The organism is Neisseria sp. DTU_2021_1001991_1_SI_NGA_ILE_055, assembly GCF_032342915.1.
Lineage (GTDB): Bacteria > Pseudomonadota > Gammaproteobacteria > Burkholderiales > Neisseriaceae > Neisseria.
Genome location: NZ_CP135440.1, coordinates 2,279,319 through 2,297,732 on the forward strand (window position 1 = coordinate 2,279,319; position 18,414 = coordinate 2,297,732).

Below are 18,414 nucleotides of genomic sequence, written 5' to 3' on the forward strand. Positions count from 1 at the left end.
ACAGGCTTTCACCTGCGGCTTTACAGATGCAGCTCAACTCTGCACCGGTAAACTTTCATTTCGGGTATTGCACCGAAATCCTCTAAAAATACTGCAATTGCTTGCAATATCAGAAAACTGCTTACAAAAACATTTAAAACCGGCCTAGGCCGTCTGAATGCTTTGTAATTTGATGTAGTGAAATTTACGCGAATTTTTACAGTTTGCCAAGTATTTTTTTCTGAAGGTTTGGTTCGGGGTGAATTGCAGTTATTGTCATATTTTTGCAATTAAATTTCATAATTAATTTAAAATTAGATGTTTATTTTGTATTTCTTGCTTTAAATTTAATTTAATTTCATATTTCGAATGATTAAAATTTGTTTTATTTTAAAAGTTATTCTATAACATTTTGTTTTTAAATTAAATTAAATTTAACATATAAATGAAAAGGGTATTGAATAGAGCAATTTTTATTTGAGAAAAAATATAAGGTTGTTTGAAAGTTTCAATTGCTCTGAAAAAAGTTGTTTTTAAAGCATTTAAAGTGGAATTTGATTTGATTGTTTGAAATTGAAGCCGAGCTTGGGTTTGATACAATTAAAATGAAAAAGCGGCAAAAGAAATGTTTTGCCGCTTTTTCATGCTTAAATTGTAATTTTATGTAGTCAATAAAAGCTGCTTTCGCCTTCGGGACGGGTTTTGAAGCGTTTGTGCAGCCAGAAATATTGTTCGGGATGCTCGCGTACCCGCTCTTCGATGAAGTCGTTCATACGCTGGGTGTCGGCTTCGATATTTTCGGTCGGGAAATTGTCCCAAGCCGGATAGAAGCGCAGGGTTACGGTATTGTCGGCTTCGCGCGTGGGGATGGCGGGAATGATTTTGGCTTTGGTCATGCCGGCGATACGGCTGAGGCCGGTAATCGTGGCCGTCTGAATGCCGAAGAAATTGACGAAAATGGAATCGTTGCGGCCAAAGTCTTGATCGGGCAGATAAAGAAAGGGCGCATCGCTTTTGCGCAGGTGTTTGATGATGGCGCGCAGGCCTTCTGTGCGGCCGATCAGGAAAACATTGTTGTAGCGGTGGCGGCCTTTCAGGATTTGCTCGTCCAGGGCTTTGTTTTTTTGGTGCGAATACATACTCGTCAGCGGTACATCCTGATTGAGCGTGTAAACCGCCATTTCAAATGCGGTAAAGTGCGGATAGAGGATGATGACTTTTTCGCCGGCGGCGAGGGCTTCGTCAAGATGGTGTTTGTCTTGATAGCGCACCAACGAGCGCAGTTTGTCCGCAGGCGCGTACCAGTAGAGGCCGTATTCGAGCATCAGCTTGGCCATGTGTTGGAAATGGCGTTTGAGCAGGGCGGTGCGCTGGCTGTCGTTCAGCTCGGGAAAGCATTTTTTGAGGTTGACCTCGCCGACTTTGCGGCGCGGTTTGACTGCGTAATAGGCGAGAATACCGATCGCGTCGGCAATTTTGTGCAACACGCAAAAAGGCAGCAGGCGGATGAGGTAGAGAAAAAGGAAGGCGGCTTTCATGAAGGCTCGCTGTATGTGGGCAAAGGGCTATTATAACCGAAAGGCCGTCTGAAAACGGGCTGGAACACGATTTCAGACGGCCTGAATGTTGGCTTACCATTGGAAACGGCCGCGTTTGACCTGCAGGCCGTCGGGATTGAGTTGCGAAGCCAATCCGTGATTGCGCAGGGCGTGGGTGAGGGCGACGGCGAGTCCGTCGGCGGCATCGGCTTGCGGCGTGCCTGAAAGCGCGAGCATTTGGACCACCATATGCTGCACCTGCTCTTTGGCGGCCTTGCCCTTGCCGACCACCGCCTGCTTGACCTGAAGCGCGGTGTATTCAAACACGGGCAAATCGTGCATGACCAAAGCGGCAATCGCCGCACCGCGCGCCTGACCGAGCATTAACGTCGCGGCCGGGTTGACGTTGACAAACACTTGTTCGATGGCCGCCTGATGCGGCTGATAGTGGCGGATGATTTCGTCGATATGGCGGACAATCACGGCGATGCGTTCGGAAAGCGACGCGCCGGTCGGCGTTTTGATACAGCCGGAAGCAACATAATGATGCTCGCGGCCGTGGACATCGATAACGCCGAAGCCGGTCACGCGACTGCCGGGGTCGATGCCGAGAATGCGTGTAGGTTGGGAGTGGGACATAGTGCGTGTTTTAAAGTAATCGGTGTTTCAGGGCAGGCAGGCGCGTGCGCACGCTTTGCAGGCGCGCGGTATCCAAATCGGCACAAATCACGCCTTCGCCTTCGGGCAACGTCGCCAACACATCGCCCCAAGGGTCGATAATCATACTGTGGCCGAATGTGCGGCGGCCGCTTTCATGCAGTCCGCCTTGTGCCGACGCGATGACGTAGCATTGGTTTTCCACCGCACGGGCGCGCAGCAGCAATTCCCAATGCGCCTTGCCGGTCGTGTAGGTAAACGCGGCCGGCAACAGCAAAACATCAAACGGCTGCTGGGCGCGGAAAAACTCAGGAAAGCGCAAATCGTAGCAGACGCCGGCTGCCAGCGGAACATCATCCACGCTCAGCTTCGGCACATCGCTGCCTGCCAGTATTGTATCGGCTTCGGCGTAGCGTTCGCCCAAACCGGAAAAGCCGAAAAGGTGCATTTTGTGGTAAAGCCCGATTCGGTTGCCGTTGCGGTCATATACAAGCATTGTATTCATCACCTTGCCCGCGTTTGGGCTTTGCAGCGGAATCGTACCGCCAAACAACACCACGCCGCATTCCCTTGCTGTTTCGCTTAAGGCCGTCTGAAAAAGGGTGTCGCAGGTTTCGCCAACGCGTCCATCGTCCAAAGGCTCGGCAAATGCCAGCTTGTCCGTATCGTTTTTGCCCATCAGCGGCCAATATTCGGGCAGCAACACCCAATCCGCCCCTTGTTCGGCCGCCTCGCGAACAAGGCGTTTCATCGTGGCAATATTGGTTTCGGGGTCGGTGGACGACACCATTTGCACAGCGGCGGCGCGTAAAGAGCGCATCATCAAAACTCCTGTCAGATTTTGCAAGAATTGTAACTTGTTTACGCACAAGGCCGATACAATCGCCTCACAATTCCTCTCCAAAAAAAGGATAAACCATGAACTTGAAACTTCTCCTCACTGCCGCACTTTCCACCGCCGCACTCGCCGCACATGCCGACGTACAGCTTTATGGCAGCATCAAAAGCGGCATCGAAACCTCGCAAACCCGTTTCGGCGGCCAAACACACAGCAGCACTGCCATTGCCGACCAAGGCAGCCACATCGGCTTGCGCGGTTCTCATCCGATAGGTGGCGGAACGAATTTTATTTGGGAAGTCGAACAAGACACGCCGGTCGGCAAAAGTGGCTCCATCCGCCAAGACTGGCGTGAACGTCGAGACAATTTTGGCCGTTAAAGGAAAGATTGAATAGTAAAGGCCGTCTGAAAATCAGGATAACTGGTTTTCAGACGGCCTTTGTTCTTATAATAGCGGTTTATTGTTTTCACGCACCCAGCAACGGAGTTTCCATGCAGTTTTCAGCATTCGGCGAAAAATTCACGCAACACAGCGGCATTTTGCAATTGATGGACGATTTGGGCGACGCGCTCAAAAGCGACAAGCCCGTCAATATGCTTGGCGGCGGCAATCCGGCGAAGATTGCGGAAGTCAATGCGGTGTTCGCCGATGTGTTTTCTAAACTGGCGGCGGAACACGCGGTTGAGAATATTGGCAATTATTCCAATCCGCAGGGCGATGCGGCGCTGATTGCGGCTTTGACTGAGTTTCTCAACCGCGAATACGGCTGGAATCTGACGGCGGACAATATTGCGCTGACCAATGGTTCGCAAAACGCGTTTTTCTATTTGTTCAACCTGTTCGGCGGCAAATTCAATCTTTCAGACGGCCAAACGGTTGAAAAAGCCATTTTGTTGCCGCTTGCGCCTGAATATATCGGTTATGCCGACGTGCATGTCGAAGGGCAGCATTTTATTTCGGTAAAACCGAAAATCGAAAATGTCGAACACGAAGGTGAAGCGGGCTTTTTCAAATACCGTGTGGACTTTGACGCGCTGGAGAGCCTGCCTGAATTGAAAGCGGGCAAAATCGGTGCGATTTGCTGTTCGCGCCCGACCAATCCGACCGGCAATGTGCTGACCGACGACGAAATGGCGCGTTTGGACGCGTTGGCGCAGGAACACGGGATTCCGCTGATTATCGACAACGCTTATGGAATGCCGTTCCCGAATATTATCTACAGCGATGTAACGCTCAACTGGCACGAAAACATCATCCTCTGCTTCAGCCTTTCTAAAATCGGCCTGCCCGGCGTGCGTACCGGCATTATTGTCGCCGCGCCGGAAGTGGTCAAAGCCGTCAGCAGTTTGAATGCGATTGTGAATTTGTCGCCAACCCGTTTTGGCGCGGCGATTGCGGCGCCGCTGTTAAACGACGACCGTCTGAAACAGTTGGCCGACCAAGTGATTCAGCCGTTTTACCGTCAGCAGGCGCAAACGGCGGTTTCCCTGCTCAAACGCGAATTGGGTGCGTATCCGTTGAAAATCCACAAGCCTGAAGGTGCGATTTTCTTGTGGCTTTGGTTTGAAAACCTGCCGGTTTCGTCGCAAACCTTGTACGAAATGCTCAAGGCCGAGGGCACGCTGATTATTCCGGGCGAACATTTCTTCGTCGGCATCGACACGCGGGATTACCCGCACGCCCGCGAGTGTATCCGCATGAGCATCGCTCAGGATGCTCAAACGCTGGAAAAAGGCATCGCCGCCATCGGCAGGGTAGTGCGCGGTTTGTACGATAAAAAATAAATTTTTTGAATAGGCAAAGGCCGTCTGAAACGTGGGGAATCGGGTTTCAGACGGCCTTTTTTATTGGATTCAAACGTGGTGGATAACCAGTTTTTTGCCTTCGTAATCGAGGACGTTGACGTCCATATCGAATAGGGATTTGATGTTTTCGGCGGTAAAAATATCGTTGGGCGCGCCCTGCATGGCGACTTGGCCGTTTTTCATGGCGACAACGTGGTCGGCGTAGGCGGCGGCCTGGTTGATGTCGTGCAGGACGACGACGGTGGTGCGTTTGTACTCGTCGGTCAGCCGGCGCAGGATTTGCATGAGGGAGCGGGCATGATACATGTCGAGGTTGTTCAGCGGCTCGTCCAATAAAACGTAGTCGGTGCGCTGGCAGAACACCATGGCAATCATGGCGCGTTGGCGTTGACCTCCGGAAAGCTCGGTCAGGTAGCGGTCGGCAAAGCCTTGCAGGTGGAACTCGGCAAGCGCTTCTTCGACGATGGTTTTATCCGTTTCAGACGGCCTGCCTTGGTGGTAGGGATAGCGGCCGAACATGAGCAGGTCTCGCACGGTAATGCGGCTCATGATGCTGTTTTCTTGGGTGAGGATGGAGAGCGTGCGGGCGAGTTCGGCGGTGGGGGTGGTTTTGATGTCTTTGCCTGCGTAGCTGATGTCGCCGTGTACCAAGGGCTGTAGGCGCGCCATAAAGGAGAGGAGGGTGGACTTGCCTGCGCCGTTCGGGCCGATTAGCGCGGTAATGCCGCCTTCGGGGATGTCGAGGCTGACGTCGTTGAGGATGGGGTTGCTGCCGATGGTGTGGCTGACGTTGCGGATGGTAATCATAGGCGGATTCGAGTATGGAAAACTTGGGGTTTCAGACGGCCTTTCAGCGTGAGGCCGTCTGAATTTTATTTCTGTATGGAGTGGTTAGATTTCGCTGACGGTCACAAATTCGGGATTGTCGGCTTGATCGATCAGGAAGGCGCGGACACGTTCTTGCCAAAGCTCGCCGAATTGTTTGAGTTCGTCGGCACTTGCGCTGCCGCTGACGGCTTTGGGCATGATGTCGCGCATTTGCGGTGCGAAGGGTTGGAGTGCGGCGTTGAGGCTGACGGCAACGGTTTTGCCGGTATCGCGTCGGCGGAGTGCGAGTGTGCCGTTGATTTCGCCTGCACCAAAGGACAATAAATGGCGGCGGGCAAAGCGTCCGGCAGGGCCTACGCCGCCAAAGCCGGTTTCGGGTGCTGCGCCGGTAAGGAGTTGGACAACGGAAGCGGTAACGCCGGTCGTGCCTTCGTCACGCTCGCCCTGCATAAAGGCTTCGATGTCGCCGCGTTGCGGCAGCTCTTCGCCGTAAAGGGCTTTCAGGCCCTTGATGACCATCAGGTAGGCACCGGCGACAGTCGGGCAGGAGTGGCCGCACAGGCGTACGGCATCGGCGTAGTGGTAAGTGAGGATGCCGTTTTCGGCTGCACCGAGGAAGTCGGCCAATGCGTCTTGGACGGTGATGGTCGGGGCTTGGTTGAAGAATGATGGGAAATGTTCTTGTGTCATGAGGGTTGTCCTTTGCGGGTTTGCCCGGGCCGTCTGAAATATTCAGACGGCCTTTGGCATGGATGTTATTTTAAGAGTATTTGTTTGTCCTGTATAAATTTTTCGGCCAGTTTTGTCGCGCCGTGGGTGTTGAGGTGGTTGGTGTCGAAATATATCGGCAGGCCGTCTATGGTTTTGTCTGCCGGAATCGGCCCCATGATGTTGACCCAATGCACGGCAGGCCGCTGTTTGACAATGTTTTCTATGGTCTTGTCGGCTTCGGCGGAGCGGGCGATTTCGGCTTTTTTATGCTCGGAAACGTATTGCATGTCGAGGCCGAGGCGTTGTTTCAGGTAGTAATGGCGCAGGGGCAGTTGCGCGTTCATCGGCGTGTCGGCAAAGACGTAAACCTGCTTGCCCTGTTGAATCAGGGTGTCGAGCATTTTGCCGAAATGCTCCGTAAAACCGGGCTTTTCGGTATGCAGGAACCAACGTTGCGAGATAAAGACCACCGGATAGTTTTCGATCTTTTGTGCGATAAAGCGGTTGTAAGGGTTGCAACGGTCGGCACGGCGGTCGCTTTGCGGTAACATAAAGCCGAAGGCAACGCCGCAGCTGTTGGACGAGATAACGTCGGCGGCAAAGCCTTCCCGTTTGCCCACTATATCGATAAAGGGCGTCAGGTGGGCGGCGTGGGAATCGCCCATCAGCAGGACTTTGCTGCTTTGGTTTTCCGCGCCGACGGCGCAGTCGGTTTTGGTCAAGGTATCCGCGCAGATTTTACTTTCATCAACCGTATATAGGTTTGCCTCGTATGCGGCCGGTTTGGCAGTCAGCAGGTAGCCGGCGGCAGGAATCAGCAGGGCGAAATAGGCGGCGATTACCCCGATGAATTTTGGGGTGGTGAAATTCTTTATCCGTCGCGCTGGTGTTTCGACGAAGTAATAGGACAAAACGGACAAGCCTGACATCAGCACCACGGCCAATACAATCGCGGACATCGGTAAAGCGTTGTCCATGTAAACATAGCGCATGACGGCCAAGACCACCCAATGCCACAAATACAGCGAATAGGAAATCAAACCGATAAACACAACAGGCTTGAGGCTCAACAGTTTGGCGGTATTGAAGCCGTTTTGCGTCTGCAGGGCTTTGCCCGAGTAAATCAAGCCGCCGACCGCCGTACAGCACAGCAATCGTTCGATATTACCTTCACCGGGCAACACGCCGTAAGGAAGCAGCAGCATGGCGGCAATCACCGCCATCATCGCCCAGCCGACCAAAGGCGTGCTGAAGCGGTCGTTGTTTTGCGAGGGCGGAATAAAGGCGAAAAGTGCGCCGATCAGCAGCTCGTATGCGCGCACATAAGGCAGGAAATAAGGGTCCATGCCGAAGGTGGGCAAAAAGACGGACAGCAGGCTCAATACAATCAGCAAAAGGATGAATTGGCGGATGCTGCGTCCTTTGCTGAAGCGGAAAAAGGCAATCAGCAAAACCGGAAAAACAAAGTAAAACTGCTCTTCCAGCGATAAAGACCAAATGTGTTGCAAAGGTTTTTCCGCCGCGTCGGCATCAAAATAACCGCCGCGCCGTGCAAAAAACAGGTTAGCCGAAAACAGCAACGCAAACACTGCCGATTTGACGTATTGGCGCAGGTCAAACGACAAGAAAAAGATTGCGGCGGCCAAACTCGTACACAGCAATACGCAGGCGAAAACGGGCAAAATACGCTTGGCGCGGCGTTTGTAGAATTCTAAAAACGAAAAACTGCCGTTTTGCATTTCGCGGCTGATGATGGAGGTGATCAGATAGCCGGACAAAACGAAAAACATATCCACGCCGAGAAAGCCGCCGGGCAGCCAAGCGGCGTCGATGTGGAAAATAATAACGGCCAAGACAGCCAAAGCTCGGATGCCGTCTAAGTCGGGACGGTATTTTAATGTCGTACTCATTTTTTGTAATTTTAGTAAATTTAGTGATGTTTACTATGAGTACATGTCAGAAATTTAGTTTCATTTCAATGGTTAAATATTTTTTAACACGGGCTTCAGACGGCTTAAAGCTGTTTGGGCGCGTTTAATTTATTTCTTTTTCAACACCAAATATAAAAATACTAAGCCGCCTGCAAATTCGACGACCACGCTCAATACGGCCTGCATGCCGAGGAAGTGTTCGAAGATGGTTTGCCCGCCGACCAGCAGGATGCCGCCGACACAAAAAGTCATCGGCAGGCGGATGGAATGTTTGACTGACGGGGAAAAATGGTTGGCCAGCGCGGCCACCAGCAGGCCGAAAAAGCTTACCGGGCCGACAACGGCGGTCGCGGTCGCAACCAGTGCGGCGATCCACAACAGCAGCCATAAGGTATTGCGCGTGTAGTTGATGCCCAAATTGATGGCCTGATTGCGGCCGAGCAGGTAAACATCGAGGCGGTGGCGTTCGCGCCAGATCACGGCGGCGCTGATGAGCAACACGACTGCGCCGATACCCAACAATTCCGAGTGGACGGTATTGAAGGTGGCAAACATATTCGCCTGTGCGGCGGTAAATTCTTCGGGGTCAATCATGCGCGAAAGCAGAGACGACAGGCTGCGGAACAAAATCCCGAAAATCACGCCGATTAAAATCATGCGCGACAAATCGCGTCCGCCCTGTTTGATGAGCGTGTAAAACAGCAGCAGCGAGCCGCCCATCATGATGACCAGCTCAAAGCCGAATTTGCCCGTCAACGGCAGGGAAGCATAGCCCACGCCGCCGAGCGTAAACACCAGCAAGGTCTGCAAAAACACATACAGTGAATCGAAACCCAAAATCGAAGGGGTCAGAATCGGGTTGTTGGTCAGCGTTTGGAAGAGTTGCGTGGACACGCCGACCGCATAGGCGACCATCAGCAGCGCGGCAAGTTTGGTCAGGCGCAGGTTTAAAACAAAGTCCCAATCGCCTTTGACGTTGAGCGTCATAAATAGGGCGCAGGAAACCAGCAACAGCGCAAAAGCCACCCACAACGGACGGCTGCTTCCTGCCATAAAATCGATATTTTTTTCAGACGGCATGAGCAGGTTTCCTTAATAAAAGCCACAAAAACAACACTGTACCCATGACTCCGAAAACAGTCGATACAGGGATTTCAAACGGAAACACAATCACGCGTCCGACAATGTCGCACAGCAACACCAAAGACGCGCCCAGCAAGGCCACCGCCGGCAGGCTTTGGCGCAGCTTGTCGCCCATCAGGCGGCTGATGATGTTCGGCACGACCAGGCCGATAAACGGAATATTGCCGACCGTTACGACCACCAAAGACGTAATCAGCGCCACAATAATCAGCCCCGACCACAGAATCGCCGTCCGGTTCAGCCCCAAGTTTACGCTCACCGTTTCGCCCAAACCCAAAATCGTCAGCTGGTCGGCAATCAAATAGGCAAACAAAGCCAAAACCCCCGTTGCCCACAACAGCTCATACCGCCCGAGCAACACGCCGGAAAAATCGCCCTGCTGCCACACGCCCAGCATTTGCAGCATTTCGTTTTGATACGCGATAAAGGTGGCCACCGCCTCAATCACGCCGCCGAAAATAATCCCGACCAAAGGCACCATCAGCTGCGCGGTCGGCGGCAGGCGGCGGATCAGCAGCATAAAGGCCAACATCCCGATCAGCGCGGCAACGGCGGCAACCGACATTTTTGCCAGCAGCGGCGCGGCCGGCAACAGCAAGGACATCAACAGCAAACCCAAAGCCGCACTTTGGCTTGCGCCCACCATCGACGGTTCGACAAAACGGTTGCGCATCAAAATCTGCATAATCATGCCGGCCACGGCCATCGATGCGCCTGTCAGCACAATGGCAAACGTGCGCGGCAGGCGGCTGATGAACATAACCTGTTGGCTGTCGGAGAGCGAAAACAGGGCGGACCAGTCGAATTGGGCGACCCCGACCGACAGGCTGACGGCAAACAATATCAGAAGCGCGATGCCGTTGATAAGGTTCAAATAAAAGGGCTTGTGAAACATAAACGATAAGGTCGTAAAAGAAACAAAGGCATTATTTTATAGTTGTATCGTTTTCAAAGATAACGAAGCAAACGGGCAAGAATGCCCGTTTCAGACGGCCTGATAACCAAAATACAGCTCGGGCAAAGGCCGTCCGGATGCCGTGAAACGGAAGGGTGGGCATTGCCGCCCGCCGAAACAACTATTTCGCCGCGTTGAATGCGTCGGCAACCTGTTTGGAAGCGTTCAGCAATTCTTGCGCGCCGCCGGCCGCCAAATAGGTTTCAGGAACAAGGTAAACCACCTGTCCTTTTTTCCAGGCATTCGTTTCAGCGACCAGCGGATTGTTCAACACATCTTTTGCCGCCTGGCCTTCTTCGCCGATGGCCGCGCCGCGGTCAAGGACGAACAACCAATCAGGGTTTTTCTCTTTCAGGTATTCAAAGCTGATAGGCTGGCCGTGGCTGCCTTCTTTAATTGATTCATCAACAGCGGGAACGCCGATGTCTTTATGCAGCCAACCGCCCAAACGTGAGGAAGGGCCGAAAGCCGACATCTTACCGCCGTTGACCAATACCACCAAACCCTTACCTTTGCCTTGTGCCGCAGTTTTCGCCGCGTCAAACGAAGCGTCGATTTCTGCTTTCAGCTTGTCCGCTTCGGCCTGTTTGCCGAAGATTTGCGCCAGCGCGTCGATACGCTCTTTTGAGCTTTCTTTCAGATTGGCAGTTTCGGCGGTCATTTCGATGGTCGGCGCAATCTCGTTCAACTTGTCAAACGCCTTGGCTGCACGGCTGCCGATGATGATGAGCTGCGGCTTGTAGGCATTGAGTGCTTCGTAATCCGGCTCAAACAGCGTGCCGGCGGGTTTGGTCGTTTTGAAATATTCGTCCAAATAAGGCAGCAGGTTTTTGTCGATGGACAAACCGGTTTTCACACCCAATTTGTTTAAAGTATCGAGCATGCCCAAATCGTAAACAGCGATGCGTTCAGGATTTTGCGGCACTTTCGCATCGCCGCGCGCGGTTTTCACCGTCAGGCCTGCGCCTTCGGTTTGGGCGGCAGAAGCGGAAGCAGTTTGGGCTTGGTTGGAAGCAGAATCTTTCGGTGAGCACGCACCCAAAGCAAGGGTGCAGCATACGGCTAAAGCGGTCAAACGTAACATAGGGTTTCTCCGTGGTCGGGAATAAAGTAAATCGAAATGATAACTTGTATCGGATTATAAAGCTAGATGCCGTCTGAAAACTTTTGTTTTCAGACGGCTTTTCAAGCTGATTGCTTAGAAGCGGTAGTTTACGCTCAAGCGGACATCGCGGCCTGGTTCAGATAGGGCGCTGGCACCTGCGCGCTGGCTGTGCGGCTTGTAGTTTTTATCAAAGACATTGTTGACGGAGAAGTTGACGTTCAAGTCGTCTTTGCCTGTCGGTTTCCAGTTGGCGAAGATATCGTTGACGCCGTAGCCTGCACGGACGACATTCAGAGCCACATCAGAGCCACGCGAGGTCGGGGCATAGCCTGCATTTTGGACATAACGTCCGCGCCAGCCGATTTCCAGATTCGGATTGTCGAATTGGTAAGACAGGCCGGTTGTCCATGTGCGTCCCATCGGGATGGCGGTTGTCACGATGTCGGCTGTATCGCCGTTCAGCTTCGGTCTGCTGTAAGCTACGCCTGCGCGGGCGGTCAGACCTTTCCAACGGTAGGCGGCGTTCAGTTCGTAACCTCTGTTTTTCAGCTTGCCGCCGTTATACCAGACGTAGTTTCGCCCTTCTTGACGGATGGCCTGTACATCTTTGATTTGCTGATGGAAATAGCTGCCGGAGAGCGTCAGGGCAGAATTCCAGTGGTAGTTAAAGCCAATTTCTGCATTTCGCGAGCGTTCTGCTTTCAAGTCAGGCGATGCAACAATCGGCCTGTTGTTTGCTAAAGCTGCTTCGTACAGGCGAGGGCTGCGGGTTGCATAGTTCAGGCTGGTGTTGATGGAAAAATCAGGGGTAATGTCATAAACTAAGCCAATGCTTGGATTGAGGTTGCCGTCTGAATTTTCTGTATTACTGCTGGTTTTCATTTTCCAACGGTCATAGCGCAAACCTGTGGTCAGCGTAACCGGAGAGAAATCCCAAATGCCTTCTACATATACGCCGGCATCGTTTTTCTTCTCGCCGCCTTCTCCGTTTGAGCTGCTTTTTTGAGTGCGCCAGTTTACTCCGTATTTCAGGGTATGGCGGTCAAATAGACGGCTGTCGAGATTCAGATTGGCTCCGTATGTCCGTACTTCGCCGTCCAATTCATAATTTGGATTGGGGACTTCGTCACGTTTGGTATTCAAACGGTAAACATTGGCTTTGATTTTGTCGATAAAGCCCAAGTTTCCGCCTTTGAATTCCAAGTTGGTGGTGTCTTGGGTCAGCGTGCGGTAACGCGGCGCGTTGTTGGCGGTATTCGGAATGCGGTTGCCGTTGGCATCCAAAACGTATTGACCCTTGCGGTCGGTTTGGAAGACTTGCGAGAAATCGAACTCTTCACGCAGGGCGCGTTCTCCATATTGTTTTTCTTGGCGGTGGCTCAATTCAATGCGGTTGTCTTCGTTAAAACGATAGCCGATTTTGCCCAGCAAACCGCGCGAACCCAATGCGCTGTTCAAAACCTTATCGCCTCCGAGCAGATTACGGTAGCCTTTGCCTGCCGTGTATTCTTTTTCACGTACGAAATTGCCTGAAACCAAAGCGTCAAAACCGCCTGCCTGACCATAAACGCTTACGCCGCGAGAATAGCCTTTATTGCTGCTGATGCCGGCATTGACTTTGAAACCGACATTTTGACCTTCTCTCAGCAAATCTTTGGCTTCAACCGTTTCGGCAACAATCGCGCCGCTGGTTGCACCGATACCTGCGGAGGCAGAACCTGTACCTTTTTGCACGGCAACGACTTTTACCAATGCAGGGTCAAGCATAAAGCGGCCGTTGTGGTGGAAAATCTGGCTGTCGGTGTAGGTATCGTCAACTTTATAGTCTATTTGGTCTTGCCCCATGCCGCGGATGGTTACCCATTGCGACTGACCGTTGCCACCGCCGAAACTGATAGAAGGCTCGTTGAACAATACGTCTTTTAAATCAGTGGAAGTCGTTTCTTCCATACGTTTCGTCGTTACACGGTGTGTGGCGCTTGTAGCCTGACCTTTCACGGTAACAGTATCAAGGGTAACGCTTTCTTTCGCTTCGTCTTCTGCGTGGGCAAAGCCGGCGGCGAGTGCCAGTGAAAGCAGGCTGAATCGGAACAGGGGTGAAGTCATAGAAATTTCCTTTTGGGGATAAGTTTAGTTCTTCAACAAAAAATATTTATTAATAATAATTTCTATTTATTATTTTAAAGTTAGGATATCATTTTGTAAAGGTGTGCATAGGTTTGTACTTAACAGTGTCTTTTTCTGATTGGGACGTTTGGCGTTTGCTTTTGGTAAGAGGCCGTCTGAAAATATTTGCCAGTTTGGCCGGCGTTGCAAATAGGGAAAGAGGGTGCGAAATTATCGTGTCTGTTTTCAGACGGCCTTAAATGGAAAATTTTTACATTATTCTCTTGAATTTATCGGGTCAAACCCTAATTTGTCGCTGTGTTCAGGTAAGTTTGTCGACAAACTTGCCGCCTACTTTTTCAAACCGTATCTGCCGGATGAAGGTAGATGATTGTTTTCAAACTATTTATCGGAGCATAAAACATGACTATCCGTCCTTTACACGACCGCGTCGTCGTCAAACGCTTGGAAGCTGAAGAAAAAACCGCCTCTGGCATCGTTTTGCCGGGTGCGGCCGCTGAAAAACCCGACATGGGCGAAGTAATCGCCGTGGGTGCGGGCAAAATCGGTAAAGACGGCGCGCGCCGTCCGCTGGATGTCAAAGTCGGCGACAAAGTGATCTTCGGCAAATACAGCGGCCAAACTGTAAAAGCCGACGGCGAAGAGCTGTTGGTAATGCGTGAAGAAGATATTTTCGGGATTGTGGAATAAACCTGATTTTTGAGGATAAAGTGAATGTCTATTAAAGAAACTGGCAAACAATTTATTGATGCCACAATCAATACTTTTTCAAATCCAGCAGGTACTGCAAGGCTGCTATCAGGTGCTGCAACTTTAGCACGAGCTGACAAAGCAGGTGTTACAGTTCAGCAAATGAAACAAATTTTTCCTGATTTGCAAAATCAATCAGATGAACAAGTGGTTGGGTTTATTTCCATTTCCCAAGGTTTGATTAATGGTGATATTCATATCCAAAGCACAGCATTTGGTGAAGAACAGCAACAAGAAATGAAATTGCAAGAAGCACGGCTCTAAGAGTTATAGTGCATTGAAAATTAATTATATTTTCTGGAGATAAAACATGGCAGCAAAAGACGTACAATTCGGCAATGAAGTTCGCCAAAAAATGGTAAACGGCGTCAATGTATTGGCAAACGCCGTACGCGTAACTTTGGGCCCTAAAGGCCGTAACGTGGTGCTCGACCGCGCTTTCGGCGGCCCGCACATCACTAAAGACGGTGTGTCTGTTGCAAAAGAAATCGAATTGAAAGACAAATTCGAAAACATGGGCGCGCAAATGGTGAAAGAAGTGGCGTCTAAAACCAACGACGTAGCCGGCGACGGTACCACTACTGCAACCGTATTGGCACAATCCATCGTTGCCGAAGGCATGAAATACGTGACCGCCGGCATGAACCCGACCGACCTGAAACGCGGTATCGACAAAGCCGTTGCCGCTTTGGTTGACGAGCTGAAAAACATCGCCAAACCTTGCGACACTTCTAAAGAAATCGCCCAAGTCGGCTCTATTTCCGCCAACTCTGACGAACAAGTCGGCGCAATTATCGCCGAAGCGATGGAAAAAGTCGGCAAAGAAGGCGTGATTACCGTTGAAGACGGCAAATCTTTGGAAAACGAGCTGGACGTGGTTGAAGGTATGCAGTTCGACCGCGGCTACCTGTCTCCTTACTTCATCAACGACGCGGAAAAACAAATCGCCGCGCTGGACAATCCGTTTGTATTGTTGTTCGACAAAAAAATCAGCAACATCCGCGACCTGCTGCCTGTTTTGGAACAAGTGGCCAAAGCCAGCCGTCCGCTGTTGATTATCGCTGAAGACGTAGAAGGCGAAGCCTTGGCGACTTTGGTCGTGAACAACATCCGCGGCATCCTGAAAACCGTTGCCGTTAAAGCCCCTGGCTTCGGCGACCGCCGCAAAGCCATGTTGCAAGACATCGCCATCCTGACCGGCGGCGTGGTGATTTCCGAAGAAGTCGGCCTGTCTCTGGAAAAAGCGACTTTGGACGACTTGGGTCAAGCCAAACGCATCGAAATCGGTAAAGAAAACACCACCATCATCGACGGCTTCGGCGACGCAGCCCAAATCGAAGCGCGTGTTGCCGAAATCCGCCAACAAATCGAAACCTCAACCAGCGAATACGACAAAGAAAAACTGCAAGAGCGCGTGGCTAAACTGGCCAGCGGCGTGGCAGTGATCAAAGTCGGTGCCGCTACCGAAGTGGAAATGAAAGAGAAAAAAGACCGCGTGGAAGACGCGTTGCACGCTACCCGTGCAGCCGTTGAAGAAGGCGTGGTTGCAGGCGGCGGCGTCGCCCTGTTGCGTGCTTATCAAGCTATAATTCAGAAAATAAAACCAGATGCAGAAGAGTTGTCAGAGATTACTTCTAAATTAAAAGAAATCTTACCTGAACATTTGATGTTAACTAATAACGATCAACTTGCAGGAGCTTTGATTATATTTAAAGCAATTGAGTCTCCGCTGCGCCAAATCGTTGCCAATGCAGGCGGCGAGCCTAGCGTAGTTGTGAACAAAGTGTTGAAAGGCAAAGGCAACTACGGTTACAACGCAGGCTCCGGCGAATACGGCGACATGATCGAAATGGGCGTACTCGATCCTGCCAAAGTAACCCGTTCTGCGCTGCAACACGCCGCATCCATCGCCGGCCTGATGCTGACCACAGACTGCATGATTGCTGAAATCCCTGAAGAAAAACCTGCTACGCCTGATATGGGCGGCATGGGTGGTATGGGCGGCATGCTGTAAGGCCGTCTGAAACCTTCAGATAAAAAGCAAAACCGCACGGCAAGCAGCCGTGCGGTTTTTTTATTTGCCGGTAGAGGTGTGAGATGGTGCAGAGGGCATGCCATGATTTACAGAGAAATAAGGATAGCCAAGTTCCATTGAATCAGAAGCAATCAAATAAACTTCATCATCAAAAAAGGCCGTCTGAAACTTTATTTTGCGTTTCAGACGGCCTGCTTAATAATCTAAACCGTTACTTTTTGTTTGAACGGCTGTATCGGACAGCTTGAGACAAGATTTCTTCAATTTCTATCCACATAATGCCTCCTTACAGTAAACCAGGTTGACCTAAAGCCGGGTCGTTGGCTCGTGCCGCTTGGGCATCTTCGACAGTCAGTCCAAGGGCTTTGGCTACGCCTTCGCCGTATGCCGGGTCGCAATAGTAGCAGTTGCGGATATGGCGGTATTTGATGAAGTCGGGGGCGTCGCCCATGGCTGCGGCGGTGTTGTCGAACAAAGCCTGTTTCTGCGCGTCGTTCATCAGATTGAACAAGGCGCGCGGTTGGCTGAAGTAGTCGTCATCGTCTTGGCGGTAGTCCCAGTGCGCCGCGTCGCCGTTGATTTTCAGAGGCGGTTCGGCGAAGTCGGGCTGTTGCTGCCATTGGCCGAAGCTGTTGGGTTCGTAGTGCGGCAGGCTGCCGTAGTTGCCGTCGGCGCGGCCTTGTCCGTCGCGCTGGTTGCTGTGAACAGGGCAACGCGGGCGGTTGACGGGGATTTGGCGGAAGTTCACACCCAAGCGGTAGCGTTGCGCGTCGGCGTAATTGAACAAACGGGCTTGCAGCATTTTGTCGGGGCTGGCGCCGATGCCGGGAACCAGATTGCTCGGTGCGAAGGCGGATTGTTCCACATCGGCGAAGAAGTTTTCGGGATTGCGGTTCAACTCGAATTCGCCCACTTCAATCAGCGGATAGTCTTTTTTCGGCCAAACTTTGGTCAAGTCAAACGGATGATACGGCACTTTTTCCGCATCGGCCTCAGGCATGACTTGGATGTACATCGTCCATTTCGGAAACTCGCCGCGCTCGATGGCTTCATACAGGTCGCGCTGGTGGCTTTCGCGGTCGTCAGCGATGATTTTTGCGGCTTCTTCGTTGGTCAGGTTTTTAATGCCTTGCTGGCTGCGGAAATGGAATTTCACCCAAAAACGCTCGCCCGCTTCGTTCCAGAAGCTGTATGTATGCGAACCGAAGCCGTGCATATGGCGGTAGCTGGCAGGGATACCGCGGTCGCTCATGACGATGGTGACTTGGTGCAGGGCTTCGGGCAGCAGCGTCCAGAAGTCCCAGTTGTTTGTGGCGGAGCGCATATTGGTGCGCGGGTCGCGTTTGACGGCTTTGTTCAGGTCGGGGAATTTGCGCGGGTCACGCAGAAAGAACACAGGCGTGTTGTTGCCGACCATGTCCCAGTTGCCTTCTTCGGTATAAAACTTCAACGCAAAGCCGCGGATGTCGCGTTCCGCATCTGCTGCGCCGCGCTCGCCTGCTACGGTGGTGAAACGGGCGAACATCTCGGTTTGCTTGCCGACTTCGCTGAAGATTTTGGCGCGGGTATATTTTGTGATGTCGTGTGTCACGGTAAACGTACCGAACGCGCCCGAACCTTTGGCGTGCATACGGCGTTCGGGGATGACTTCGCGCACGAAGTCGGCGAGTTTTTCATTCAGCCACAAATCCTGCGCCAGCAACGGGCCGCGCGGACCAGCCGTCAGGCTGTTTTGATTGTCGGCAACGGGCGCGCCGTTGTTCATGGTCAGATGGGTGACTGGGCATTTGGAGATAGACATAGTGATTTCCTTTGTGAAGTTGTTATAGGTTGATGAAATGGTTTCCAAGACGGAATGCTTCTATACAAAATATAATAAATTTTCAATATCGATATTTAAATATAGTTTGTTTCAAGCTATGAATCAAACTATACAGAAAGATTTTCACTATTGGAACTATGAAACCGATTTAGAATAAATATTATTAATTAATAATCTAATATTGTTTG

The 18,414-nt window shown here is 51.6% G+C and carries 16 protein-coding genes; 5 read left to right on the forward strand and 11 right to left on the reverse strand.

All coding sequences use genetic code 11. The features are described from left to right. Positions 1–647 precede the first annotated feature (647 nt). The 3 genes from RRV97_RS10850 to RRV97_RS10860 form a co-directional block, all read right to left on the reverse strand. Complete coding sequence (locus RRV97_RS10850) at positions 648–1,517, reverse strand: lipid A biosynthesis lauroyl acyltransferase (RefSeq protein ID WP_315611514.1); 870 nt, start codon at positions 1,515–1,517, stop codon at positions 648–650. Between the two features lie 93 nt (positions 1,518–1,610). Next, on the reverse strand, positions 1,611–2,156 hold the full coding sequence (gene ruvC, locus RRV97_RS10855) for a crossover junction endodeoxyribonuclease RuvC (RefSeq protein ID WP_036492619.1): 546 nt from the start codon (positions 2,154–2,156) through the stop codon (positions 1,611–1,613). Positions 2,157–2,166: 10 nt separating this feature from the next. Next, the gene (locus RRV97_RS10860; RefSeq protein ID WP_315611515.1) at positions 2,167–2,997 is read right to left on the reverse strand and encodes a carbon-nitrogen hydrolase family protein; all 831 of its coding nucleotides are present in this window, start codon (positions 2,995–2,997) and stop codon (positions 2,167–2,169) included. Between the two features lie 95 nt (positions 2,998–3,092). On the opposite strand from RRV97_RS10860, the gene RRV97_RS10865 reads away from it, so the two are divergent. Together RRV97_RS10865 and RRV97_RS10870 are read left to right on the forward strand one after the other, a co-directional pair. Beyond that, positions 3,093–3,392, forward strand: coding sequence for a porin (locus tag RRV97_RS10865; protein WP_315611516.1), 300 nt, complete (start codon positions 3,093–3,095; stop codon positions 3,390–3,392). 113 nt (positions 3,393–3,505) lie between these two features. After that, a complete protein-coding gene (locus RRV97_RS10870) occupies positions 3,506–4,798 on the forward strand; it encodes a valine--pyruvate transaminase (protein ID WP_315611517.1) in 1,293 nt (430 codons plus the stop codon). A gap of 69 nt (positions 4,799–4,867) precedes the next feature. On the opposite strand, the gene RRV97_RS10875 is transcribed toward RRV97_RS10870, so the two are convergent. The 7 genes from RRV97_RS10875 to RRV97_RS10905 form a co-directional block, all read right to left on the reverse strand. After that, a complete protein-coding gene (locus tag RRV97_RS10875) occupies positions 4,868–5,626 on the reverse strand; it encodes an ABC transporter ATP-binding protein (RefSeq protein ID WP_003749115.1) in 759 nt (252 codons plus the stop codon). An 84-nt stretch (positions 5,627–5,710) separates the two neighbouring features. Continuing rightward, complete coding sequence (locus tag RRV97_RS10880) at positions 5,711–6,337, reverse strand: FmdE family protein (RefSeq protein WP_070836736.1); 627 nt, start codon at positions 6,335–6,337, stop codon at positions 5,711–5,713. A 65-nt stretch (positions 6,338–6,402) separates the two neighbouring features. Next, positions 6,403–8,268, reverse strand: coding sequence for an acyltransferase family protein (locus RRV97_RS10885; RefSeq protein ID WP_315611518.1), 1,866 nt, complete (start codon positions 8,266–8,268; stop codon positions 6,403–6,405). Between the two features lie 129 nt (positions 8,269–8,397). Beyond that, positions 8,398–9,369, reverse strand: coding sequence for an iron chelate uptake ABC transporter family permease subunit (locus RRV97_RS10890; protein WP_315611519.1), 972 nt, complete (start codon positions 9,367–9,369; stop codon positions 8,398–8,400). Beyond that, positions 9,359–10,327, reverse strand: coding sequence for an ABC transporter permease (locus tag RRV97_RS10895; RefSeq protein ID WP_315611520.1), 969 nt, complete (start codon positions 10,325–10,327; stop codon positions 9,359–9,361). Before RRV97_RS10895 ends, RRV97_RS10890 begins: the two co-directional genes overlap by 11 nt. Positions 10,328–10,508: 181 nt before the next feature. Further along, a complete protein-coding gene (locus tag RRV97_RS10900; protein ID WP_188212313.1) occupies positions 10,509–11,471 on the reverse strand; it encodes a siderophore ABC transporter substrate-binding protein in 963 nt (320 codons plus the stop codon). Positions 11,472–11,585: 114 nt separating this feature from the next. Next, positions 11,586–13,598, reverse strand: a complete 2,013-nt coding sequence (locus tag RRV97_RS10905) for a TonB-dependent receptor domain-containing protein (RefSeq protein WP_315611521.1) — start codon at positions 13,596–13,598, stop codon at positions 11,586–11,588. A gap of 423 nt (positions 13,599–14,021) precedes the next feature. Between RRV97_RS10905 and groES the strand changes: the two genes are divergently transcribed. Genes groES through groL form a run of 3 tightly spaced genes read left to right on the forward strand, consistent with a single transcriptional unit; the run spans position 14,022 to position 16,383 of the window. Then, complete coding sequence (gene groES, locus RRV97_RS10910) at positions 14,022–14,309, forward strand: co-chaperone GroES (RefSeq protein WP_003744509.1); 288 nt, start codon at positions 14,022–14,024, stop codon at positions 14,307–14,309. Between the two features lie 24 nt (positions 14,310–14,333). After that, positions 14,334–14,633, forward strand: a complete 300-nt coding sequence (locus RRV97_RS10915; RefSeq protein ID WP_315611522.1) for a hypothetical protein — start codon at positions 14,334–14,336, stop codon at positions 14,631–14,633. 46 nt (positions 14,634–14,679) lie between these two features. Continuing rightward, entirely contained in the window at positions 14,680–16,383 is a 1,704-nt protein-coding gene (groL, locus tag RRV97_RS10920) for a chaperonin GroEL (protein ID WP_315611523.1), read from the forward strand. 307 nt (positions 16,384–16,690) lie between these two features. Here groL and katA read toward each other — a convergent pair whose 3' ends face one another. Then, positions 16,691–18,205: a catalase KatA gene (gene katA / locus RRV97_RS10925; RefSeq protein WP_315611524.1), complete on the reverse strand. Its 1,515-nt coding sequence runs from the start codon at positions 18,203–18,205 to the stop codon at positions 16,691–16,693. Between the last annotated feature and the right edge of the window lie 209 nt (positions 18,206–18,414).